This is a genomic window from Blautia glucerasea (genome assembly GCF_013304385.1).
Classification (GTDB): Bacteria; Bacillota; Clostridia; order Lachnospirales; family Lachnospiraceae; genus Blautia_A; species Blautia_A ammoniilytica.
In genome coordinates, this window is the sequence record NZ_JAAITU010000011.1 from 18,089 (window position 1) to 42,202 (window position 24,114).

Here is a 24,114-nt window from a genome sequence, read left to right on the forward strand (position 1 = left end):
TGTCAATACATAATTCAGGAAAAAGGAGAAAAAATATAGTATGATGGCTACTGTAAAAGGTCTGGATCCATATGGTGGATTGACCGTAAGTGAATGAAAGACGGTAGAACCGTAATCAAAGATATTTCAAAGGAGGAGTGCATGTTGGGCGATTATAAGATCCGCACAGACCTGGCATTAGAGGCAAGAGAACGGTTTGATGAAAAAAATGTGGAATTGCGGGGAGTGGAAGTGAAGGAAACCTATGACCAGGAAAAGGAAATCCGGACAACGGTTGTGAAAATTTTTACGGAAAACGGAGCAAAGGCCATGGGACGTCCTCAGGGCAACTACATTACTATAGAAGCACCTAATCTGTCTTCGCCGGACGAAGGTTATCACAGGGAAGTGTCAGAAGAGATCGCAGCCCATCTGACTCAGCTGATCAATCTGAAAAAAGAGCAGTCCATTCTGGTGGTAGGCCTGGGAAATCAAAACATTACAGCAGATGCTCTTGGTCCGCAGGTGGTGGGAAATCTTCATATGACAAGGCATATTATCAGGGAATACGGACTGATGGGACTGAAAAATGAAAAGCTGCACAGGATCAGTGGAATCATTCCAGGAGTGATGGCCCAGACAGGTATGGAAACCTGGGAGATCATCCAGGGAATCGTATCGGCCACAAATCCGGATGTGGTGATCGCAATTGATGCACTGGCAGCAAGAAGCACGAAAAGACTTAACAGGACAATTCAGATCACAGATACTGGAATCAGTCCGGGATCCGGAGTGGGTAATCACAGAGTGGGGCTTTCAAAAGAAAATCTTCATGTGAAAGTGATCGGGATCGGTGTTCCCACTGTTGTGGATGCAGCCACGATTGTTTACGATGCTATGTCTCATCTGCTGGAGACTTTGGAAGAAACAGAACAGAAGGAATTTCTGGAAGAAATTATTTCGCCTCATCTCCATACCATGTTTGTAACGCCCAAGGATGTGGATGAAACTGTAAGATATCTGGGATTTACCATTTCTGAAGGACTGAATATGGCTTTTGCACAGCAGGAATAAAAGATGAAAATCATAACTGCCGATTTTGCTTCATAGGATAGCATAAAGAGGTGGTTCGGTGACAAAATTCCAGAAGGGGTTCTGCGTTATTTTATGTCTGTGTTTCTTTCTGGTTCTGGCAGTAATGCCAGAGCCTTTTTCCCGTCTGGAAAATATATACCGGCAGTTTCCTATTTATCGTTTTGCAGAACAAAAAGCCAGAGATACATATCTGGAAGCAGACTGGCGGACAGAAGAAAAATTGATAGAAGAAAATGCAGAATACGTGGGACAACTACTGGAATCAACTCAGGCACAGCAGACAAAGGAACCACAGGTAACGGAGTTTCCGCAGATGACAAAGGAACCACAGGTAACAGAGTTTCCACAGATAACAAAGAAACCACAGGTAACAGAATTTCCGCAGATGACAGAGAAACCCCAAATCACAGAGAAATTACAGGTTACAGAACCTCCGCAGATGACAGATTCCCCGCAGGTGGCAGAAACTGTGCAGCCCCATCCTGTGATCGACCTTTCACCGGAAAAGCTGGCAGATAAAAACTATCTTTTGGAACATTTTTTTGTGGTAGATGCAGCTACAACAGCAGAGGCGGCTTCCCTGAATGCAGCCGAATATCTGGCAAAGGATATGACACTTAAGCCGGAAAAAGATCAGCCGCAGATATTGATTTACCACAGCCATTCCCAGGAAACCTTTGCGGATTCAAGAACAGGAGAAGAAGCAGATACAGTGGTTGGAGTAGGAGATTATCTGACAGAAATCCTGGAGCAAAAGTATGGCTATCAGGTAATCCATGTAAGGGAGCATTTTGATGTGATAGGCGGAGAAATCGACAGAAGCCGGGCATACGATTTTGCCAGAGAATATGTGGAAAAAGTGCTGGAGGAGAATCCAACAGTTCAGGTTCTGATCGATCTTCACAGAGATGGGGTGCCGGAGGGGAAAAGGCTGGTAACAAAAATCGGAGGCAGGGATACAGCACAGATCATGTTTTATAACGGTTTAAGCTATACTGTAAATCAGGGGAAAATAAGCTATCTGCCAAATCCATATATTGAAGAGAATCTGGCTTTTTCTTTTCAACTGGAGTATACAGCGGCAGAATATTATCCTGGATTTTACAGATGTATTTATCTGGCAGGGCTGCGGTATAATCTGCATTTAAGACCAAGGGCGCTGCTGGTGGAAGCAGGGGCGCAGACCAACACTGTACAGGAGGTGAAAAACGCCATGGAGCCTTTGGGGGATATTCTGAATCGGGTTTTAAAAGGCAGTGACAAATAAGCAGAAGCTGTGATATAATCAAAAAAGAGCGTAAAAAAGAGGAGGATCGTCTGGAATGACAGACCAGAGTAAGATACGGAATTTTTGTATTATCGCACATATAGACCATGGGAAATCCACACTGGCAGACCGGATCATTGAGATGACCGGCCTTCTTACAGAGCGTGAGATGCAGGCGCAGGTTCTTGACAACATGGACCTTGAACGCGAGCGGGGCATTACCATCAAATCCCAGGCAGTGCGTATTGTATATAAAGCAAAAGATGGAGAAGAGTATATTTTTAACCTGATCGATACACCAGGGCATGTGGATTTTAACTATGAGGTTTCCAGAAGCCTGGCAGCCTGTGATGGTGCAATCCTTGTGGTAGATGCAGCACAGGGGATCGAGGCACAGACACTTGCTAATGTATATATGGCGCTGGATCATGATCTGGAGGTGATCCCTGTGATCAATAAGATCGATCTGCCAAGTGCCCAGCCAGAGCGAGTGATCAATGAGATCGAGGATGTGATCGGACTTGAAGCCCAGGATGCACCTAAGATCTCAGCCAAAACAGGACTGAATGTGGACCAGGTACTGGAGAGTATTGTGGAGAAGATCCCTGCACCTGAGGGAGATCCGGATGCACCGCTGAAGGCGTTGATCTTTGATTCTGTTTATGATGCCTATAAAGGAGTTATTGTATTTTGCCGTCTGATGGACGGGCGTGTGCGTAAGGGGACTACTATCCGTATGATGGCTACCGGTTTTACAGCAGAGGTTGTGGAAGTTGGATATTTTGGACCGGGGCAGTTTATTCCCTGCGAAGAACTGAGTGCAGGTATGGTAGGATATATTACTGCAAGCATTAAGAATGTAAGGGATACCCGTGTTGGTGATACAGTGACAGATCATAACCGTCCCTGTAAGGAAGCACTGCCCGGATATAAGAAAGTAAATCCTATGGTTTACTGCGGATTGTATCCGGCTGACGGAGCTAAATACGGAGATCTGAGGGATGCACTGGAAAAACTGCAGCTGAATGACGCATCTTTGTTTTATGAGCCTGAGACTTCTGTTGCTTTGGGCTTTGGATTCCGCTGCGGATTTCTGGGACTGCTCCATCTGGAAATCATCCAGGAGCGTCTGGAAAGAGAATATAATCTTGATCTGGTTACAACTGCGCCCAGTGTTATTTACAAAGTCCATAAGACCAACGGAGAGGTGATCGATCTGACCAACCCAACTAATCTTCCGGATCCATCGGAGATCGAATTTATGGAAGAACCAATGGTTCAGGCTGAGATCATGGTGACTACGGAGTTTATTGGTGCGATCATGGATCTGTGCCAGGAACGCCGCGGACAGTACGGTGGCATGGAGTATATGGAGGAGACAAGGGCACTTTTGAAGTACAAGCTGCCGCTGAATGAGATCATTTATGATTTCTTTGATGCATTGAAATCACGTTCCAGGGGCTACGCTTCCCTGGATTACGAGCTTTGCGGATATGAGCGAAGTGAGCTTGTGAAGCTTGATATCCTGGTAAATAAAGAAGAAGTGGACGCATTATCCTTTATTGTCCATGCAGATACTGCTTATGAGAGAGGCAGGAAGATGTGTGAAAAGCTGAAGGACGAGATTCCAAGACAGCTTTTTGAAATTCCGATCCAGGCAGCTATCGGCAGTAAGATCATTGCAAGAGAGACAGTAAAAGCCATGCGTAAGGATGTGCTTGCCAAGTGTTATGGCGGTGATATTTCCCGTAAGAAGAAGCTTCTTGAAAAGCAGAAGGAAGGTAAGAAGAGAATGCGTCAGGTAGGAAATGTAGAGATACCGCAGAAAGCATTTATGAGTGTTTTAAAGCTGGATGAGAATTAAGGCTCTGGAGGAATACTAATGAAAGAAAAAATCCTGCAAATCCTGAAACGGATTTCATATTCGGTGAAAAAGAGCATAAGGCGAAACCGGCAGCTGTGGATCCGCGGCGGGATCATGGCTGTAGGTCTGCTGGTGATCGTGATCTTTATCGGTAAATGTGCCTGCAGCAAGAAGCCAGCCGGAACCCAGGATGAAAGCTCCATGGGGGTTATGACCATTACCGTGGCTCCGTCTCCCACGCCGACTGAGGTTCCAAGGCAGGTAAGCAGTGATGCAGCTGTTACCAATGGCAATGTTACCATGGTCAATGAATATCTGGTGCAGAAAGGAAATGACAGCAGCACAAAGGCAGATAACAGCAGTGCCACAGATAATAATGGCAGCGGAGAGGGTAGCGATACTTCAGGAACAAATGGAGACGGCAGTACAGATGGAACAGAATAAAAAAATAGAACTATATGTTCATATTCCTTTCTGTGTGAAGAAATGTGATTATTGCGATTTCCTTTCTGCCCCGGCAGGAAGGGATACACAGGAACAGTATGTACAGGCACTTCTACATGAGATCCAGACAGAAGGCGGCAGGCGTAAAGAACCTGTGGCCTCTGTTTTTATTGGGGGAGGGACGCCTTCTATATTAGAAGCAGATCTGCTGGAGAAGATATTAAAGGCTTTGTATCGATGTTTTTATATAGAAAAAGAAGCAGAAGTAACCATGGAAGCCAATCCTGGTACGCTTACCTTGGAAAAACTGAGGATCTGCAGGGAAAATGGTGTGAACCGGTTAAGTCTGGGACTTCAGTCACCGGATGACACAGAACTTGCCAGTTTGGGCAGGATCCATGATTACCAACAGTTTCTGGAAAGCTATCAGATGGCCAGGGAGGCAGGCTTTCACAATGTAAATGTGGATCTGATGTTTGGAATTCCGGGCCAGACAAGGGATGGCTGGGAAAAGAGCTTGCGCATTGTAGCAGCCTTAAATCCGGAACATATTTCGGCTTATAGTCTGATCATCGAAGAAGGGACACCTTTTGCTGCAAGAAACCTGGCGCTTCCAGATGAAGACACCGAGTATCAGATGTATGAAGATACGGCACGTATTCTTGGGGAATATGGCTTTGAACAATATGAGATTTCCAATTATGCCAGAGGCGGCAAAGCCTGTATCCATAATATTGGTTACTGGACAGGTGTTTCTTATCTTGGCTTGGGATTGGGGGCAGCTTCTCTGATGGATGGCTGTAGATTTACCAATACAACCTCTCTGGAAAGGTATACAACAGCCAGCAGAAAGCCGGATTTTCCTGACAATATCAGGAAAGATCTGATCAAGCTGACCCGTCAGGAGCAGATGGAGGAATTTATGTTTCTTGGGCTAAGGCTTAGATCGGGTATTTCAAAGGCTGAGTTCGCAAAGAGGTTTGGTATCCCTATAGAGGAGATTTATGGGGATGTGATCCGCAGATATAAAGAACTTGCTTTGCTGCAAGAAGAAAATGGGCGGATTTTCCTTTCCAGACATGGCATCCATGTAAGCAATACAGTGATGGCGGATTTTTTGCTGTAGATATGGAAAACTAAGCAGACCCCTTGAAAAACAGATGTTCGTGTGCTATGCTAAACGAAGTACAACTCGAACATTTGTTTTTACTTGAAGAACTGGAAAACAGGAGGCAGATATGGCCATAGATCAGAATAATAAAAAACAGTTTATCCGCATTCGAGGAGCTAATGAAAATAACCTGAAGAACCTGAATGTAGATATCCCAAGAGGGGAATTTGTAGTGTTGACCGGACTGAGCGGATCCGGTAAATCCTCCCTTGCTTTTGATACCATTTATGCAGAAGGACAAAGAAGATATATGGAATCTTTGTCATCCTATGCCCGGCAGTTTCTGGGACAGATGGAGAAGCCTGATGTAGAAAGCATAGAAGGCCTGCCTCCGGCCATATCCATTGACCAGAAGTCTACCAACAGGAACCCTCGTTCTACAGTAGGCACTGTGACAGAGATCTATGATTATTTCAGGCTGCTGTATGCCAGGGTAGGAATTCCTCATTGTCCCAAATGTGGTAAGGAGATCAGGAAGCAGACGGTAGATCAGATGGTGGATCAGATCCTGATGCTTCCGGAGCGTACAAAGATCCAGCTGCTAGCGCCAGTCGTCCGTGGGAGAAAGGGCACTCATGCCAAGCTTCTGGAGCAGGCAAAGAAAAGCGGATATGTGCGGGCAGAGATCGATGGCAGTGTTTATGAGCTGTCTGAGGAGATCAAGCTGGATAAGAATATTAAGCATACCATTGCCATTATTGTAGACAGGCTGATCGTAAAGGATGGGATCCAGAAGCGGCTTGCAGATTCTATTGAGACAGTGCTGGGGCTTTCTGATGGTCTGCTTGTGGTAGATACTATGGACGGTAAATATCTTAATTTCAGCCAAAGCTTTTCCTGCCCGGACTGTGGGATCAGCATTGACGAGATCGAACCAAGAAGCTTTTCCTTTAATAATCCTTTTGGTGCCTGCCCGGACTGCCTGGGATTAGGCTATAAGATGGAGTTTGATATAGACCTGATGATCCCGGACAAGTCTTTAAGCATCGCAAATGGAGCCATTGCAGTTACCGGATGGCAGTCCTGTACAGATAAAGGCAGCTTTACCTATGCGATCCTTTCTGCCCTGGCAAGGGAATATGATTTCAGCCTGGATACGCCATTTCAGGAATATCCTCAGAAGATTCAGGATATTCTTGTGAATGGTACGGAAGGACGCTCCGTAAAGGTATACTATAAGGGACAGCGAGGGGAAGGGGTTTATGATGTGGCTTTCCCGGGACTGATCCGTAATGTGGAGCAGCGGTACAGGGAGACAGGTTCGGAGACCATGAAGCAGGAATATGAAAGCTTTATGAGGATTACACCATGTACCACTTGTAAAGGTCAGAGACTGAAGAAAGAATCCTTGTCAGTTACTGTGGCAGATAAGAACATTTATGAGATCACCAATTTATCAATCGAAAAACTGAAAGAGTTTCTTTCGGATATCCAGCTTACACCTCAGCAGATGCTGATCGGCCGGCAGATCCTGAAGGAGATTGTTGCCAGAGTAGGCTTTCTTTCAGATGTTGGGCTGGATTACCTATCTCTTGCAAGGGCAACTGCCACTCTTTCCGGAGGAGAGGCTCAGAGGATCCGTCTGGCGACTCAGATCGGGTCAGGTCTTGTAGGAGTTGCTTATATTCTGGATGAACCAAGTATCGGGCTTCACCAGAGGGATAATGACCGGCTGCTTCGAGCGTTGATGCATCTTCGTGACCTGGGCAATACATTGATCGTAGTAGAGCATGATGAGGATACCATGCGTGCTGCAGATTGTGTAGTTGATATTGGCCCCGGAGCAGGGGAGCATGGCGGAGAGCTTGTGGGTATCGGTACTGCAGAAGATCTGATGAAGAATGAAAGATCTGTTACAGGTGCATATCTTAGCGGCAAGCTTAAGATCCCGGTACCAAAGGAACGGAGAACACCAACCGGTTTCCTGAAGATCCGTGGCGCAGCTGAGAATAATCTGAAGAAGATCAATGTGGACATTCCGCTAGGGGTGATGACTTGTGTGACCGGTGTGTCCGGATCCGGGAAAAGCTCCCTGGTGAATGAGATCCTGTATAAGCGTCTTGCCAGGGATCTGAACAGAGCCAGGGTGATTCCTGGAAAGCACAGTGATATCCTGGGGATCCAGCAGCTGGATAAGGTGATTAATATTGACCAGTCTCCTATTGGAAGGACTCCACGTTCCAATCCGGCTACTTATACCGGCGTTTTTGATCAGATCCGTGACCTGTTTGCTGCCACTGCCGATGCCAAGGCCAAAGGCTATAAGAAGGGCAGATTCAGCTTCAACGTAAAGGGCGGGCGTTGTGAGGCCTGCAGCGGAGATGGTATTATTAAGATTGAGATGCATTTTCTTCCGGATGTATATGTGCCCTGCGAGGTCTGCAAGGGTAAGCGGTATAATCGTGAAACATTGGAAGTGAAATATAAGGGCAAAAGCATATATGATGTACTGAATATGACTGTAGAAGAAGCGCTTCCGTTTTTTGAAAATATTCCGTCCATCCGCAGAAAGATAGAGACTTTATATGATGTAGGACTTTCTTATATCCGGCTTGGACAGCCTTCTACTACTCTTTCCGGAGGAGAAGCCCAGCGGATTAAGCTGGCTGCAGAGCTGAGCAAACGCAGTACCGGAAAGACTATTTATATTTTGGATGAGCCGACCACAGGTCTTCACTTCGCAGATGTGCACAAGCTGGTGGAGATCCTGAAGCGCCTGTCTGAAGGAGGAAATACTGTGGTAGTGATCGAGCACAATCTGGATGTGATCAAGACTGCAGATTATATTATAGATATAGGCCCGGAGGGCGGCGACAGGGGCGGCACTGTGGTTGCCTTTGGTACGCCGGAGCAGGTTGCAGCCAACCCGTCCTCCTACACCGGCCAGTACGTAGCCAAATATTTACGGTGACAAGAGCTTTCTTTTTGGAGGGGAATTGCGTATAATAAGAAAAACGTAACTGTGTTTTTAACAGTTACAGTTCTGGGAAAATAAACAGGAATTAAAGGGAGGTTCACAATGCCGGCAAGCGATATAGGAATTGATCTTGGAACCAGAAACAGCCAGGTATATTCTACCGGGAAAGGCCTTGTGCTGATGGAGCCTACAGTAGCAGTATATGATAAAGATTCAGAAAAAATAAAGGCAATGGGAGAGGAAGCAAAGCAGATGGCAGGGCATGTTTCTTCCAATATGGAGATTATCTGGCCCATTCGCCAAGGTGTGATTATAGATTACACAGTTATGGAGAAAATGCTGAAGTTCTTCATTTCAAGGGCAATGGGACGCAGAGCTTTCCGCAAGCCAAGGATCAGCATCTGTATTCCCAGCGGGACCACTGAAATCGAAAAAAAGGCTATCGAAGAAGCAACCTACCAGGCAGGAGCCAGAGAGGTTTTTCTTGCAGATGAGCCGATTGCCGCTGCTATTGGTGCAGGTGTGGATGTTACAAAACCGTTTGGCAATCTGATCGTGGATATTGGTGCAGGTACTACAGATATTGCAGTGATTTCTATGGCAGGAGTTGTGGTATCCAGTTCCATTAAGGTGGCAGGAGATAATTTTAATCAGGCCATTATGGGTTATGTGCGGAAAGCCCACAATCTGTTTATAGGGGAGGATGCAGCAGAAAGAATCAAGATAAAGATCGGTACTGCCATCGAAGAAGCATCTCCCAGGACTATGGAGGTGAAAGGGCGCAATGTGATCACCGGACTGCCCAAGACAGTGACCCTTACCTCTGAAGAAGTAAGGATGGCTCTTAGGGAGGCTACAGGACAGATTGTAGAGGCTGTACATGGAGTTCTGGAGAAAACACCGCCGGAACTTGCCGCTGATATTGTAGACCGGGGGATCGTGCTTACCGGCGGAGGTGCATTGCTTCATGGCATAGATAACCTGATTGAACAGAAAACAGGTGTAAATACGCTGACTGTACAGGATGCCATCATGGTAGTTGCTGCAGGAACAGGAAAATATGCAGAGATCATGTCGAGGATGGATGATTAGAAAGAATGAGTGAGAAGATTACCGGTTATATTGACCATGTGGTTTTCCGTAATAATGACAATGGATATACAGTTATGGTGGTGAAAGGCACAAAGGAGGAAGAACTGACTTGTGTAGGCAGTTTTCCTTCTATTAGCCAGGGCGTGACTATAGAGGCGGAAGGCACTTACACTACTCATCCTGTTTACGGAAAGCAGTTTCAGATACAAAGTTATACAGAAAAGATGCCGGAAGACAGCCTTGCAATGGAAAGATATCTTGGATCAGGAGCCATCAAAGGAATCGGGGCGGCACTGGCTGCCAGGATCGTTCGGCATTTTGGAGAAGATACACTTCGGATCGTAGAGGAGGAGCCAGAACGTCTTTCAGAAGTCAAAGGGATCAGTGAGAAAAAAGCGCGGGAGATTGCTGCCCAGGTTACAGAAAAGGCAGATATGAGGAGAGCCATGATCTTTCTGCAGAAATACGGGATATCCCTGAATCTTGGCGCAAAAATATACCAGAAATATGGCCAGGCTGTTTACGGTGTGCTTCAGGAGAATCCGTACCGCCTGGCCGAAGACATTTCTGGCGTGGGATTTAAGATCGCAGATGAGATTGCATCCAGGATCGGTATACATACAGATTCGGATTACAGGATTCGCAGCGGTATGTTGTATACTCTTATGCAGGCTTCAGGTGAAGGCCATATTTATCTGCCCCAAAAAGAGCTTTTTGAAAGAGCTTCCAGACTGCTGGATGTGGATCCCTCCTATATGGAAAAGCATCTGATGGATATGGCTATTGACCGGAAACTTGTATTAAAAGAAACAAAAGAGGCTACTCTGGTTTATCCCAGCAAATATTATCAGATTGAGCTGAATACAGCCAGAATGCTGAATGAACTGAATATTAAATGTCCTGAGAATGAAAAACTGGTAGAGCGCAGATTGGTCCAGATACAGAAGGAAACAGGTACTGTCCTGGATGAAATGCAGAAAAAAGCAGTAAAAGAAGCAGCAGAAAATGGCCTGTTCATTCTTACAGGAGGTCCTGGCACAGGAAAGACCACCACCATTAATGCTATTATCCGCTTTTTTGAAGGGGAGGGAGCAGAACTTCGACTTGCTGCGCCTACAGGCAGAGCGGCCAAAAGAATGACGGAGACCACCGGATATGAAGCACAGACGATCCACAGGCTTTTGGAACTGAACGGTGTTCCGGATGAAGAGCATGACAACCAGGCTATTCATTTTGACAGAAATGCTCAGAATCCGCTAGATGCGGATGTGATCATTATTGATGAAATGTCCATGGTGGATATTTTTCTGATGCATTCTCTGCTTCAGGCCATCACTGCCGGCACAAGGCTGATTCTTGTAGGAGATGAAAATCAGCTGCCAAGCGTAGGCCCCGGGAATGTACTGCGAGACATTATCCGCAGCCAGGTATTTCCTGTGGTGGAACTTACCAAGATCTTCCGGCAGGCGTCTGAGAGCGATATTGTGGTGAATGCCCATAAGATCAACCGTGGAGAACAGGTATCCTTAGATAACAAAAGCAGGGATTTCTTTTTTCTGAAGCGATATGATGCAGATATTATCATCCGCGTGGTGATCGCATTGATCCAGGAGAAGATGCCCAGATATGTGGAAGCCAGACCCTTTGAGATACAGGTGCTTACCCCTATGCGTAAAGGACTTCTGGGTGTGGAGCGGCTAAATCAGATCCTGCAGAGATATCTGAATCCGCCGGATTCGGGTAAACGGGAGTATGAAGCCGGGCAGCAGATGTTCCGTGAAGGGGACAAGGTGATGCAGGTTAAAAATAATTATCAGATGGAATGGGAAGTGCGGGGCAAATATGGCATTCCTGTAGAAAAGGGAGTAGGCGTATTTAACGGAGACACCGGGATACTGAAGGAAATCAATGAATTTTCAGAGATTGCATCCGTGGAATTTGAAGATGGAAGATGGGCAGAGTATTCTTTTAAGCAGCTGGAGGAACTGGAACTGGCTTATGCCATTACCATCCATAAGTCCCAGGGGTCAGAATATCCGGCAGTGATCCTTCCGATCCTGTCAGGACCAAGGATGCTTCTGAACCGTAATCTTTTGTATACAGCTGTTACCAGGGCAAGGAAATGTGTAACTGTAGTGGGAAGTGAAGAAACTTTTGGGGAGATGATCCGCAATGAAAAGCAGCAGAAGCGTTACAGCTCTCTGGACATGCGTATCCGGGAGCTTGCTGAATCTTCTTTATCCCAGACGATGTCCTTTGTGCCATCAGGTAATGAAGGAACAAAGGCGGCTGATTTGTCCGGAATGTGAAAAGGATCTTCATCCTATTACCGGCCCAAGATGTTATCACTGTGGGAAACCGATCAAAGAAGGAGAAGAATACTGTGCAGACTGCAGATCTCATCCGGGCGCATTTACAGCGGGAAAAGGGATTTTTCTTTACGATGACAGGATGAAGGCTTCCATGATGAAGTATAAGTACAGCGGATGCCGAGAATATGGACGTTTTTTCGGAAGAGCCATGTGTGTCTATGGTGCGGATTCCATTCGCAGATGGTCACCGGATCTGATCGTACCTGTCCCTATGACTGCCGCAAAGCTGCGGCAGAGAGGATTTAATCAGGCAGTGGATCTGGCAGGGATCGTTGCTGCGTGGATGAAGCTTCCTTTGGATACCGGGCTTGTACAAAAGATCAGACATACAGATGCTCAGAAGGAGCAGGATGCAGCAGGACGGCGCCGTAATCTGAAAGGTGCTTTTGAAATTACCAGAAGAATTGACGGAATGCGTATTTTGATCATTGATGATGTGTATACTACAGGCAGTACCATGGATGAGATTGCCGGATGCCTGAAAAAAAGCGGGGCAGAGGCAGTGTTTTTTCTCACTCTGTGCAGTGGGATCCATTGATTCATGGCAAAAAATGCTTTTCACAGCATAGGATATATGATACAATCAATCTATATGGTTAAAATGCGTTTATAGTATCAAAAGCAAGGAGTCATTTATGATCAACGAAGAGAAAGTCAAGATAATGAACAGGCTTGCAATGTATGAAAAGCGGGGCGGGAAGAAGTATCTGCCTGTCAGCAGATATTACCGCAGCGATTATATCGGGCTTGCATTAATTAAAAATTTTTTTCTGGTTACTATTGGATATGCCTTGGTTCTTGCAGCAGTAGCTGTATATTATTCAGAATATCTTATGAATAATATTAATCAGATGGATCTGGTCAGTCTGGGCATGAAAGTGGTTGGCGGTTATGTGGTGGTGCTGATCAGTTATTCGGTTCTTACTTATATTGCATATACTGTGAAATATCACTGTGCCAAGAAAAGTGTTAAGAAGTATTATGAAGAACTGACCAAACTGGAGAGGATCTACGGTCGTGAAGAGAAAAAGAATTCCGGACGGGAAATCACAGGAGGACGTAAAAGATGACAGCACTACTTGAATTAAAACAGAAAATTAAAAACCTGTATGGGCAATATGAACTTTATCTTCTTCCTGTATTCAAATTTGTTCTTGCCATGCTGTATTTTACCTGGATCAATGAAAATATGGGATATATGAGCCAGCTGAACAGTATGTTTGTTGTGCTGATCCTGGCTCTGATCTGTTCTATACTGCCATCTGTTGTGACAGTATATGCAGGATTTATCCTGATGATCCTTCACAGCTATGCCTTGAGCCTGGAGACTGCAGGGTTTATGCTGGTACTGATTCTGGTAATGGTGATCTTTTTCCTTAGATTCAGCGGCGGACAGAATACTGTGATGGCTTTTACACCGATCACCTTTATGTTTAATGTTCCGGCGATCCTGCCTATTGGCAGCGGCCTTATGGGCAATGCAGTATCCGCTATTCCGGCAGGATGCAGTGTGGTATTGTTTTATTTTATCCGATTTATCAAAAGACAGTCCGCTTCACTGATGAACACAGACCTGGAAGTGGCAGACAAGCTGCAGCTTCTTGCAGACGGGCTTGCACAGAATTGGGGTATGTGGATCACAGTAGTTGCTTTTGTTCTTGTGGTCCTTGTTGTTTATCTGATTCGTACCCGTGCTTTTGATTATGCATGGAGGATCGCTATTGTTGCAGGCGGTGTGACTTATGTGCTTGTGATGCTGGGAGGAAGTCTTTTCCTGAACGCAACTGTTTCCATGCCGGCACTGATTACCTGTGCAGTTTTGTCAGTGGTATTTGCCATTATTCTGGAATTCTTTGTATTTGGAGGGGATTACAGCCGTACAGAGAGACTGGAATATGAGGATGATGAATATTTTTACTATGTAAAGGCTGTTCCCAAGGCGTCTGTATCTACTTCCGAAAGAAGCATCAAGAAGATCAACGGAGAGCCTATAAGGGAAGAGAGACGTTCCGAAGAAAAGAAAGCGGTATCTTTCACAGAGCCTACGCAGGCTGTAAGTGACAAACCAAAGAAACGAAGGACAGCGCCTGCACCTACGCCAAGAAAGGCAAAGCCGGTTTCAAAGGAAGACGATATGGATGAAATTGACTTTGAGAAGAAACTGGAAGAGTCTTTGAAAGATCTGTAATAACAATTCAGCAGTCGGTGATTACAAGGATGCTGAATTGTTATTACCTGTAACTGTAAACCAAACCGGCGCCAAAGCAGCGCTGATTACAATAAATGAAAGGAGACCGTTATGCAGGATATTGCAGTTATGCTTGCCAGGTATCTTCCTAAGCTGGCATTACCGCAGGTTGGAATCACTGATGTGATCGAAATTGCCCTGATATCATTTTTCGTATATCAGTTCATGGTTTGGATCAAATTCACCCGTGCATATACACTGCTGAAGGGTATCCTGATAGTTCTTGGGTTTATTTTTATTGCATATGTTTTCCAGATGAGCACCATTCTCTGGATCGTAAAGAATTTGTCTACTGTGCTGATCACTGCAGTGATCATTATTTTTCAGCCAGAGCTTCGTAAAGTGCTGGAACAGCTTGGACAGAAAAAGATCATGTCTGCGATCCCATTGTTTGATACAAGCAAGGAAGTACAGGAGCGTTTTACAGACAAGACTGTAAATGAACTGGTCAAGGCCTGCTTTGATATGGGAGAAGTCAAGACCGGTGCTTTGATCGTGATCGAGCAGAATATCCGTCTTACAGAATATGAGCGGACTGGTATTAATGTAGATGCAGTGCTTACCAGCCAGCTTCTGATCAATATTTTTGAGCATAATACGCCTCTTCATGACGGAGCGGTTCTTGTAAGAGGCAATCGTATCGTGGCTGCGACCTGCTATCTGCCGCTTTCTGATAATATGGAACTGAGCAAACAGCTGGGAACCCGCCATAGAGCAGGTGTAGGGATCAGTGAAGTTAGTGATTCTCTGACGATTATCGTGTCAGAGGAAACAGGACAGGTATCTGTAGCGAAGGGCGGAAAGCTTTCCAGAGGGCTGACCAGTGCCCAGCTTCGGGAAGCACTTGTAAAAGCACAGAATAAGAAGGTTGTTGATAACGGTAAATTACGCCATCTGCTGAAGGGGAGGGCGAAACATGAACAATAATAGGAAGCTTACAGCAAATATTCCATTGAAAATCATGTCCATCCTGGTGGGGATCCTGGTATGGCTTTTGGTTGTCAATGTGGATAATCCTATTAAGACCAGGACGATCATTATTCCAGGGGAGAACGTGGAAGTGATCAATAAGGCATACGTGGACAGTGACAATAAGATGGTTATGCAGGATGACAATCCGGATCCTGTAAGGGTTTCTGTGACTGCAGAGCGCAAGACCCTTGCACGTCTGACGGCTTCTGATATATCCGTAGTAGCTGACCTGCAGCAGGCAGGGAATCTTGATACAAAGCCGGTGATGGTTCCTATTACAGCAAGCTGCAGTAGTGTTTCTGCTGATAACATAAAAGTGACACCTCAGTATCTGGAGGTGCGTCTGGAAGAAAAAGCCTCCCAGGATTTCTTGGTGAATGCTAATTATGGCACCAGTACACCGGGGAAAGGCTATGAGGTAGGTGCTCAGACTGCAAGCCCGGAAAAAGTAAGGATCACAGGACCAAAGTCGCTGATCAATAAAATTGATAAAGTAAATGCTACCGTGAATGTGGACGGCAAAACAAAAGATGTGACAGAAGATGTTAATCTTCAGATTATTGATAAGAACCAGGACAGTCTTACTGACGGCAAGATGGCATATCTGACCATTGACAATCCTAAGGTAACAGTTACCACCAAGTTTTGGAAGATCCGTACAGGTGTGAAGCTGCGTGCCGGTTATACAGGAGAAGCGGCAGATGGTTATCAGGTAGACAGTGTGACTACAGTGCCTGACACCATCAGCATTGCAGGTACGGATGAGGCATTAGAGAAGCTGAGACTGGAAGATAATACATTGTGGATCTCAGGAGATGGTGTAGATATCTCCGGTGAGAAGGGTGATATGGAAAAGAAGGTAAGCCTGAAGGATGTGCTTCCTGAGGATACCAAGCTTACAAGTGGAGCCAGCGAGGATGTGCTGGTGCGGGTATCTATCCTGCCTGTTGGCAGTCGTACATTCAGTCTTCCTGCTAATGAGATCGAAGTGGATAACAAACCTTCTGATCTGCAGTTCGCTTTTGACACAGATAGTATCAGTGTGAAGGTAAAGGCTGTAGACGGGGATATTGATGAGTTTGATGTTTCGGATATTAAGGCATCCATTGATCTGGATGGAAAGACGGAAGGAAGCTATGAAGTGCCTGTGACAGTGAAGCTGCCAAAGGGCTATGAGCTTCTTGAGGATGTGACCACAGATGTGACGATCTCCGAGATCTCCAATGTGGAAGATAATAATGGATAAGGGGTGATAAAATGGTAAGTCAGAAAGTAATTGTGAATAATCCATCAGGACTGCATCTGCGTCCGGCAGGAATCCTGTGTAAGGAGGCAATCAAATTCAAATCATTGATTACATTTACATTCAGTGGGGGAACTGCAAACGCCAAAAGCGTACTGAGCGTGCTTGGGGCATGTGTGAAGTGCGGAGATGAGATTGAACTGGTGTGCGAAGGTGCAGATGAAAAGGAAGCACTGGAAGCATTGGTAAAGGCAATTGAAGGCGGATTAGGGGAATAAGGAGATCTTAAGTGAAAAAAAGAATTGTATCTATGCTTTTGTGTGCAGCTATGTGTATGACAGCTGCGCCGTCTGCTTATGCTATGGAAGTGGATTCTTTTACAGAGACTGCTGCAGAAGGGTCAGATGAGGGGTTTGAGGATTTAACTGCTGTACCATCAAAGGAGGCAGGTGAAACAGGAACTGAGTCAGAAACTGTGACAGGGACTGAAACAGAGACTGAAACGGAGACTACTACAGAGATTACTGATATTGGCCAGGATGAACTGACGGGAGCAGATGTGCAGGAGAGCACTGTACAGGAGGAGCCGTCCGCTGATGCGTCCGGACTGGATGCAGACAGCCAGGAAAGTCTGTTTAATGATGGGAATGTTTTTGCTGGTGAGGATCTTTCAGCACAGGAAGCAGGTAATACTGCCGGAAGCTGGCGTTGGGATCAGGCATCAGGCGCTTTTTCCTACTACGACCCATCAGGGAAACAGGTGGCTCTGCCTCAATTGGATCAGGAATACCAGGCGCAGGGAAAATACACAGGATATTATCTGATCGATGGAAATTATTACTGCCTGGATGAGCATGGAGTTCCACGTACAGGTATGATCCAGCTTACTGCGAACGGTGTGACTTCCACCTATTATTTCCAGGAAGAAAAAGATGCTTATGGTATTGCAGGCAGAATGTTCTATGGCGGATGGCTTTGCCGGCAGACAGATCAGGGTGAGAAGTGGCAGTTTTTTAATACTGGCAGAGACAATGTGGCCGATCTGGGTAAGCTATATGAGCATGGAACCATTGTTACCAAACTGGATCCGGCTGTAAAAGGAGACAGATCTTATCTTCTGGATAAGAATGGCTATATCCTTAAAAATGCCATGAAGAAGGCTGAGAATGGTAAGTATTATCTGACGGATGCCCAGGGGCAGATCTATATCAATAAGATCGTCACCTATAAAGGCAGCAAGTATTATGTGGGCAAGTATGGCAGCCGTGCAACATGGAAGAATTGCTGGCATCGCTGTACAGGTGCGGGGAACCGGATGTATTATTTCGGTAAAACACCTGGCAAGATCGTCAAAAAGACTGGCTGGCAGAAGGTAACTGTAAATGGTAAATTTTATGGATGGTTCTATTTTACAAAGAATGGAAACCATTATAAGAACAAGCTGCTGAAGTCCGGTTACTATTTCAGAGAAAACGGAAAGCTTGCCGGCGGCATGTATAAGGTTGGGAAGAAGACATACTTCTTTACACCAAGTACCTCATCCAAAAGGAATGGCAAGATGGTTAAGGGACGTCTGGCAACAGACGGTACCAACTGGTATTATGCATATAAGACTGGTGTACTTCGCAAGAGCGGCTGGCAGAAGGTGAAGGGCAATTCCTATTACTTCAAGAATTACAAAGCAGTTCGCAATACATTTATCAAAAAAGGAAGTACATACGGATATCTGGACAATACAGGAAGATTTACAACAGGATGGGTGATTGAAAATGATTCAAAGAATCTGGTTCGGTATATTGACCCATCTAAGAAAGGCTTTGTGAAGAATACATCCTGTGTGATCGATGGTCTGCGTTATTACTTTGATGCAGACGGTTACAGGATCAATGATGTGACTGATCGGGTGGCTGGACCATATTCTGTTACAGTAGACCGTGTGAATGGGGTTATGACTGTATATAATTCCAATCGCACCATTCCGGTAAAGAGTATCCGCGTTTCTGTTGGACTACCATCCACACCTACCCCGGTAGGTACATTCAGGCTTAGCCGCAGCGCCAGATGGCAGCCGTTGATGGGTAATTCCTGGGGACAGTATGGGACACATGTAACTGGCAATGTTCTTGTGCATTCCGTACCAGGAGGCAGCCCGGATGTATATGCACTTCCGGCAGGATTTTACAATATGCTTGGAGAGCCTGCTTCCCATGGATGTATCCGTGTATGTGTAGCAGATGCCAAGTGGGTTTATGAGAACTGCAATGGATCTGCGATTACTATTTTTGATGGCACAGCCAGGAGCGAAGAAGTATTCAAGGGACCGTTGGGACGCAATCCGCTGGTAGCTCTGCGTGCGCCATACACTTTTGATCCTACAGATCCTTCTATTACAAAATAAATTACAATGGGAGATGTTGCTGCGGCAGCATCTCCTTTTTTACAATGCAACCAGTGATACTATTTTGCCTATGTTTGTTTTCTGTCCAGTATCTTTGGGGTGATTAGGTGTGATAGTTTGGAACGGCGTGGAAAATCTTGTTGAAATTCAGGGGATTCCTATGTATAATAAACAAGTAACAAAAATGTAATAATTTTGATAAGGTTTGGTGCTGATTCCTCAGGAGAGTCTTTTAAGCTCAGGCTGGGAAGGCGTCAATTGTGAGGAGTTTTGTTAAGAAAGGATTTGGAGGGTATAAATGAAAAACTGGAAAAAGTGGCTGACCTGCGGGATGCTTGCAATGGCATTGGGAACAGCAGGGATTTCTGGAACGAAGGATGTAAAAGCAGAAAGTGTGAATCCGGCATTACTGCGGCAGAACGTAGCGGAAGGAGAAGAGGTTCCGCAGGTAGGGGCTACCAGCTCTTCTGCTGTGGACAAACGTGCATGGAGACGGATCAACGGTGTGTGTTACAATGGCAGCGGCGCAGAGATTCCCGGAGTGGTAACAAGAGGTATCGATGTATCAGAATGGCAGGGGAAGATCAACTGGCAGAAAGTGAAAAATTCAGACATTGATTTTGCTTTTATCCGTATTTCCTCTGGTACAGATTATATGGATAAGTATTATGATTATAATATGAGTTCTGCGAATGAAGCAGACCTTCCGGTTGGAACTTACGTATACAGCAAAGCCACCACTACCACTGCAGCTTTAAAGGAAGCACAGCTGGCCATCAGTAAGATGAACGGCTACAAGGTTTCCTATCCGGTTGTATATGATATTGAATATTCCAAAATGGAATCTTTATCTAAGAACCAGATCGCAAGAATGACCCTTGCCTTCTGCAATGAAGTGAAGGCTGCCGGATATACGCCAATGGTTTATATGAATACCCACTGGTATAAAGAAAAGGTAAATATGAGTATGCTGTCCGGTCTTGACGTATGGATCGCAAGCTACAGTGATAAGAATCCTGCACCAGACAGAAGTGTATACAATTATGGGATCTGGCAGTGTACAGCCGGGAATCTTGGAGAAGGCTCTTACATGCGTACTACCAAAGGGCTGGTAGCAGGTATTCCTAAAGAAAATAATGTGGACCTGAATTATGGCTTTGTAGATTATACTACACGTGTGACGCCCAGATGGTCAGCGAGGGAAGGATATACCCCTGCAACAGAAGCATCTACATCTGATATATCTGTAAAAAACGGCTGGTATACAGAAAATGGCAGACAGTGTTATTACATCAATGATGAGCGTGTAAAGGGCTGGAAGCAGATTAATGGTAAATACTATTACTTCCATCCAGTATCCGGTAATATGTACGTGAACAGCCTTGTAAAAGTAAATGGTGTAGTGTATTATGTGGACAAAAATGGTGTACGTACGGCCAAACGCTGGGTAACAAAAAGCGGCAACAAATATTATATTGGCAGCAAGGGCATTGCCTTAAAGGGCAGCCAGAGGATCAAAGGAAAATATTATTTCTTTGATCTGGACACCAGGATCATGTACAGGAATAAAAAGCTGGTAAGGAATGGAAGGATCTTCTATTTCGGAAATAATGGTGTAAGATTTAACGGAGGATTTAAGACCATCCGGGAAAATGGAGCGTATAATACCTATTATTTCCAGAAGAACGGACAGGCAAAGAAGGGCTGGCTGAGATTAAACGGTAAGAAATATTATTTCTATCCTTCTGGTGACAAAGCAGGTGTATGTGCAAAGCATACAAGAATCCGGACAGCCAGCGGAATGATCTACGTGTTTGATAAAAACGGTGTCTATGTGAGACGATATAAGCGGAAATAAAGAGAAACAGGTCAATACAGCCTGTAAACAAAAAGCTAAGGAAAATATACGCAAATAAGGATAAACAGGGACTATGAAGAAAATTGTGATCATCGGAGCAAATGATTTTCAGCGCCCGCTCATAAGAAAAGCCAAGGACATGGGTTATCAGACCCATGTCTTTGCATGGAGAGAAGGCGCTACAGGTGCGGCAGATGCAGATTACTTTTATGAGATCAGTATTACTGAAAAAGAAAAAATATTGGAGATCTGTAAACAGATCCAGCCGGATGGAGTAGCGACTATTGGCTCTGACCTGGCAAATATAACGGTACAGTATCTGGCTGAAAGGCTGGGACTTCCAGGCAATTCGGAAGAGTGTATCAAAAACTCTACCAATAAGTATGCCATGCGGAAGGCCTTTCTTCTGGCTGGGATCCCTGTACCTTTTTTTACGAGCGTGGAAGAAGAGGACAAGGTACAGATACCGGAATATCCGGTGATCGTAAAGCCTACAGACCGTTCCGGGAGCAGGGCCATCACAAAGGTAAACAACTCAAGGGAGCTGAAGGCTGCTATCACTGCCGCAGTCAGTCAGTCCTTTGAAAAGAAAGCCATTGTGGAAGGCTATCTTTCCGGGGATGAATATAGCATGGAAACCATAAGCTTTGCAGGACAGCATCATTGTCTGGCTATTACAAAGAAATATACCACAGGAACTCCTCATTTTATTGAAACAGGTCATTTGCAGCCTGCACCTCTTCATACTGAAACAGAAGAAAAAGCAAAGAAAATGATTTTTGCAGCTTTGGATGCCCTGCAGGTGAAAAATGGCGCCGGTCACAGCGAATTCCGTATTGATGAAAAGGGTGATATCCACATTATTGAGATCGGATCCAGAATGGGCGGGGACTGTATCGGCTCACATCTGGTGCCTTTGTCCACAGGACAGGATTTTGTAGGAATGGTGGTGGACATAGCATTAGGGAATGCGCCCAAATTTGCCCGGAAGCAGGAAGGAATGTATGCAGCCATTCGTTTTATCATGGATGAAAAAGATCTTCAGGCTTATTACCAATTAAAAGAAACGTGCCCTGAGATCATCCGGGAGTTTGTGCTGGACAGTCAGCCTGGCTCCCATCCTATTACAGACAGTGGCTCCAGATATGGGTATTATATTGTGCAGACCGATTCTCTGGAGCAGGCGCGCAAAATCCTGGGCTCCGTCAGTTGACAGTATCGGACAAAAACGCTATGATATGATACAGCGATAACCGGGCGGTTCATGCCCTGATTTTTAAGAAGAGGTAGGGATTCCATGAAGAAACTGATGATCCTGGGAGCCAGTTACTCTCAGATGCCACTGATCCAGGCGGCGAAAAGGCTGGGGATTTATACCATTGTCTGCAGCACACCAGGCAGCTGGCCAGGTTTTGCAGAAGCAGACGAATGTTCCTATACAGACATATCAGATCCACAGGCAGTGCTGGCAGAGGCAAGACGCACACAGATCCAGGGGATCACCACCTGTTGTCTTGATACAGGAGTACCGGCTATAGGGACTGTGTGTGAAGCTATGGGGCTTACCGGGCCAAAAGCCATTCCTGCACAGACAGCCTCTGATAAATGGAAAATGAAAGAAGCCTTTGTAAAGGCAGGGGTACAGACAGCACGGCATATCCGTGTAAGATCTGAGGAAGAACTGGAAGCCGCCCTTTCCCAGCTTACCTTTCCTGTGATCCTGAAGGCAGTAGACCTGATGGGGAGCAGAGGGATTTTTCGCAGCAATACAAAAGAAGAAGCAAGAGCCAATTACAGGCTTACTATGGAAGCTACAGGGAAGGATTACTGCCTTGTAGAAGAATTTATAGAAGGCACTTTATTTGGGGCAGAAGCTATGCTGAAGGACGGAAAGTTTTTGTATTGCCTTCTGGATAATACAGAAGCTTTCATCAGCGCAGTGCCTACACCGGTAGGACATTCTGTGCCTTTTGATGAAGAGGAAGCTCTTGGCGCGCAGGCCAGGGAGCAGGTGGGCAAAGCAGTAAAAGCCCTGGGACTTGATAATTGTCCTGTGAATTGTGACCTGATCTGGAAGGATGGCAGGGTTTATGTGGTCGAGATCACTGCCAGGGCAGGAGCTACTTGTCTGCCGGAGATTGTAGGAGAGTTTTTTGGTATAAATTATTATGAAGCCATTGTAAGGCTGGCTCTGGATCTTGGAGTTGAAGAGATGTTCCATCTGGATGGAGAACATCCTGCTGTTTTGTCACATACTCTGTTATCTTTACGTGATGGGATCGTAAAAGAGATCAGGAATGACAATGCACCATCCGGGGATATCCTGGATCTTTCTTTCAACATTTGCCCTGGAGAAGAGATACACAGATATCGTAATGGCAGGGACAGGCTGGGGCAGGTGATCCTGAAGGGCAGCATACTTACAGAATGCAGAAAGAGACTTCAGGAAGTTTTATCAAAAATACACATTGAATTTATGGAATAATTATGGGAAAATAGCATGAAAGAGAATGGAAAGCAAAAGACAGCAGGACTTTTTCTGGTTCTGCATGTAAGCCTTCTGATGAGTTCTTTAAGCGGTGTATGTTCCAAAATGGCAGCCAATCAGAAAAGTTTGATCGGCTTTGCTTTATGGTATGGAGGCGTTCTTCTGATCATGGCTTTGTATGCCCTGATCTGGCAGCAGATCCTGAAGCATCTGCCATTGACGGTGGCTTATGCTAATAAGCCGGTAAGCTTGATCTGGGGGATGATCTGGGGTACCTTTATTTTTGGTGAGAAGATCACCTGGAATATGATCCTTGGGGCACTGATCATTTTTGGAGGAATTTACCTGGTGGTGACTGCTGATGAATGAACTGCAGATTTATATATGTATTCTGATCGTATCCGTATTTGTGGCATCCCTTTCCCAGATATTGCTGAAGATATCTGCCAATAAGACATACAGGGACAGACTTCACGAATATCTGAATCCTTATGTGATCACAGGATACGGACTTTTGTTCCTGTCAACACTTCTTACAATGGTGGCATTAAAGAAAGTACCCCTTTCTCTGTCGCCTGTGATTGAGTCCAGCAGCTATATATTTGTGTCCCTGATGGGATATCTGGTGTTGAAGGAACGGTTTACCAAGAGAAAACTTCTGGGACTGCTGGTGATCCTTGTGGGGATCCTGGTATTCTCATTATAA

General features: G+C 45.3%; 20 protein-coding genes. All 20 read left to right on the forward strand.

Annotated features, from left to right (window positions below; all coding sequences use genetic code 11):
- Positions 1–141: 141 nt before the first annotated feature.
- The 20 genes from gpr (at position 142) to G5B11_RS06320 (ending at position 24,114) form a co-directional block, all read left to right on the forward strand.
- Positions 142–1,053, forward strand: a complete 912-nt coding sequence (gene gpr / locus G5B11_RS06225) for a GPR endopeptidase (protein ID WP_158421394.1) — start codon at positions 142–144, stop codon at positions 1,051–1,053.
- Between the two features lie 58 nt (positions 1,054–1,111).
- A complete protein-coding gene (locus G5B11_RS06230) occupies positions 1,112–2,341 on the forward strand; it encodes a stage II sporulation protein P (protein WP_330603083.1) in 1,230 nt (409 codons plus the stop codon).
- A 55-nt stretch (positions 2,342–2,396) separates the two neighbouring features.
- Positions 2,397–4,205 (forward strand): translation elongation factor 4, encoded by a 1,809-nt coding sequence (gene lepA / locus G5B11_RS06235; protein WP_158421395.1) that lies wholly within the window; start codon positions 2,397–2,399, stop codon positions 4,203–4,205.
- Positions 4,206–4,223: 18 nt separating this feature from the next.
- Complete coding sequence (locus tag G5B11_RS06240) at positions 4,224–4,649, forward strand: hypothetical protein (RefSeq protein WP_173727251.1); 426 nt, start codon at positions 4,224–4,226, stop codon at positions 4,647–4,649.
- On the forward strand, positions 4,636–5,775 hold the full coding sequence (gene hemW, locus G5B11_RS06245) for a radical SAM family heme chaperone HemW (protein ID WP_173727252.1): 1,140 nt from the start codon (positions 4,636–4,638) through the stop codon (positions 5,773–5,775). Before G5B11_RS06240 ends, hemW begins: the two co-directional genes overlap by 14 nt.
- A 112-nt stretch (positions 5,776–5,887) precedes the next feature.
- The gene (gene uvrA / locus G5B11_RS06250; protein ID WP_173727253.1) at positions 5,888–8,731 is read left to right on the forward strand and encodes an excinuclease ABC subunit UvrA; all 2,844 of its coding nucleotides are present in this window, start codon (positions 5,888–5,890) and stop codon (positions 8,729–8,731) included.
- A 108-nt stretch (positions 8,732–8,839) separates the two neighbouring features.
- On the forward strand, positions 8,840–9,829 hold the full coding sequence (locus G5B11_RS06255; RefSeq protein WP_158421398.1) for a rod shape-determining protein: 990 nt from the start codon (positions 8,840–8,842) through the stop codon (positions 9,827–9,829).
- Positions 9,830–9,834: 5 nt separating this feature from the next.
- Complete coding sequence (recD2, locus tag G5B11_RS06260) at positions 9,835–12,138, forward strand: SF1B family DNA helicase RecD2 (RefSeq protein ID WP_173727254.1); 2,304 nt, start codon at positions 9,835–9,837, stop codon at positions 12,136–12,138.
- Positions 12,101–12,739, forward strand: a complete 639-nt coding sequence (locus tag G5B11_RS06265; protein WP_158421400.1) for a ComF family protein — start codon at positions 12,101–12,103, stop codon at positions 12,737–12,739. Before recD2 ends, G5B11_RS06265 begins: the two co-directional genes overlap by 38 nt.
- A gap of 97 nt (positions 12,740–12,836) precedes the next feature.
- Positions 12,837–13,271, forward strand: coding sequence for a hypothetical protein (locus G5B11_RS06270; protein ID WP_173727255.1), 435 nt, complete (start codon positions 12,837–12,839; stop codon positions 13,269–13,271).
- Positions 13,268–14,389, forward strand: a complete 1,122-nt coding sequence (locus G5B11_RS06275) for a hypothetical protein (protein ID WP_158421402.1) — start codon at positions 13,268–13,270, stop codon at positions 14,387–14,389. The genes G5B11_RS06270 and G5B11_RS06275 overlap by 4 nt, the downstream gene beginning before the upstream one ends.
- A 111-nt stretch (positions 14,390–14,500) precedes the next feature.
- Complete coding sequence (gene cdaA / locus G5B11_RS06280) at positions 14,501–15,376, forward strand: diadenylate cyclase CdaA (protein WP_158421403.1); 876 nt, start codon at positions 14,501–14,503, stop codon at positions 15,374–15,376.
- Positions 15,366–16,667, forward strand: coding sequence for a CdaR family protein (locus G5B11_RS06285; protein WP_173727256.1), 1,302 nt, complete (start codon positions 15,366–15,368; stop codon positions 16,665–16,667). Before cdaA ends, G5B11_RS06285 begins: the two co-directional genes overlap by 11 nt.
- A gap of 11 nt (positions 16,668–16,678) precedes the next feature.
- Positions 16,679–16,942, forward strand: a complete 264-nt coding sequence (locus tag G5B11_RS06290; protein WP_158421405.1) for an HPr family phosphocarrier protein — start codon at positions 16,679–16,681, stop codon at positions 16,940–16,942.
- Positions 16,943–16,953: 11 nt separating this feature from the next.
- Positions 16,954–19,062 carry a L,D-transpeptidase family protein gene (locus G5B11_RS19400; protein WP_173727257.1) on the forward strand — a complete coding sequence of 703 codons (2,109 nt, stop codon included), beginning with the start codon at positions 16,954–16,956 and terminating at the stop codon, positions 19,060–19,062.
- A gap of 298 nt (positions 19,063–19,360) precedes the next feature.
- A complete protein-coding gene (locus G5B11_RS06300) occupies positions 19,361–20,920 on the forward strand; it encodes a GH25 family lysozyme (RefSeq protein ID WP_173727258.1) in 1,560 nt (519 codons plus the stop codon).
- A 73-nt stretch (positions 20,921–20,993) separates the two neighbouring features.
- Positions 20,994–22,133 (forward strand): ATP-grasp domain-containing protein, encoded by a 1,140-nt coding sequence (locus G5B11_RS06305; protein WP_173727259.1) that lies wholly within the window; start codon positions 20,994–20,996, stop codon positions 22,131–22,133.
- Between the two features lie 84 nt (positions 22,134–22,217).
- On the forward strand, positions 22,218–23,405 hold the full coding sequence (locus tag G5B11_RS06310) for an ATP-grasp domain-containing protein (RefSeq protein WP_173727260.1): 1,188 nt from the start codon (positions 22,218–22,220) through the stop codon (positions 23,403–23,405).
- A gap of 15 nt (positions 23,406–23,420) precedes the next feature.
- Complete coding sequence (locus G5B11_RS06315; protein WP_158421410.1) at positions 23,421–23,777, forward strand: EamA family transporter; 357 nt, start codon at positions 23,421–23,423, stop codon at positions 23,775–23,777.
- Entirely contained in the window at positions 23,770–24,114 is a 345-nt protein-coding gene (locus tag G5B11_RS06320; RefSeq protein WP_173727261.1) for an EamA family transporter, read from the forward strand. The genes G5B11_RS06315 and G5B11_RS06320 overlap by 8 nt, the downstream gene beginning before the upstream one ends.

Bases quoted from the DNA above. Each gene is read 5' to 3' on its own strand.
- gpr (WP_158421394.1), top strand. From the start codon at position 142: ATGTTGGGCGATTATAAGATCCGCACAGACCTGGCATTAGAGGCAAGA.
- lepA (WP_158421395.1), top strand. From the start codon at position 2,397: ATGACAGACCAGAGTAAGATACGGAATTTTTGTATTATCGCACATATA.
- G5B11_RS06240 (WP_173727251.1), top strand. From the start codon at position 4,224: ATGAAAGAAAAAATCCTGCAAATCCTGAAACGGATTTCATATTCGGTG.
- hemW (WP_173727252.1), top strand. From the start codon at position 4,636: ATGGAACAGAATAAAAAAATAGAACTATATGTTCATATTCCTTTCTGT.
- uvrA (WP_173727253.1), top strand. From the start codon at position 5,888: ATGGCCATAGATCAGAATAATAAAAAACAGTTTATCCGCATTCGAGGA.
- G5B11_RS06255 (WP_158421398.1), top strand. From the start codon at position 8,840: ATGCCGGCAAGCGATATAGGAATTGATCTTGGAACCAGAAACAGCCAG.
- recD2 (WP_173727254.1), top strand. From the start codon at position 9,835: ATGAGTGAGAAGATTACCGGTTATATTGACCATGTGGTTTTCCGTAAT.
- G5B11_RS06265 (WP_158421400.1), top strand. From the start codon at position 12,101: ATGAAGGAACAAAGGCGGCTGATTTGTCCGGAATGTGAAAAGGATCTT.
- G5B11_RS06270 (WP_173727255.1), top strand. From the start codon at position 12,837: ATGATCAACGAAGAGAAAGTCAAGATAATGAACAGGCTTGCAATGTAT.
- G5B11_RS06275 (WP_158421402.1), top strand. From the start codon at position 13,268: ATGACAGCACTACTTGAATTAAAACAGAAAATTAAAAACCTGTATGGG.
- cdaA (WP_158421403.1), top strand. From the start codon at position 14,501: ATGCAGGATATTGCAGTTATGCTTGCCAGGTATCTTCCTAAGCTGGCA.
- G5B11_RS06285 (WP_173727256.1), top strand. From the start codon at position 15,366: ATGAACAATAATAGGAAGCTTACAGCAAATATTCCATTGAAAATCATG.
- G5B11_RS06290 (WP_158421405.1), top strand. From the start codon at position 16,679: ATGGTAAGTCAGAAAGTAATTGTGAATAATCCATCAGGACTGCATCTG.
- G5B11_RS06300 (WP_173727258.1), top strand. From the start codon at position 19,361: ATGAAAAACTGGAAAAAGTGGCTGACCTGCGGGATGCTTGCAATGGCA.
- G5B11_RS06305 (WP_173727259.1), top strand. From the start codon at position 20,994: ATGAAGAAAATTGTGATCATCGGAGCAAATGATTTTCAGCGCCCGCTC.
- G5B11_RS06310 (WP_173727260.1), top strand. From the start codon at position 22,218: ATGAAGAAACTGATGATCCTGGGAGCCAGTTACTCTCAGATGCCACTG.
- G5B11_RS06315 (WP_158421410.1), top strand. From the start codon at position 23,421: ATGAAAGAGAATGGAAAGCAAAAGACAGCAGGACTTTTTCTGGTTCTG.
- G5B11_RS06320 (WP_173727261.1), top strand. From the start codon at position 23,770: ATGAATGAACTGCAGATTTATATATGTATTCTGATCGTATCCGTATTT.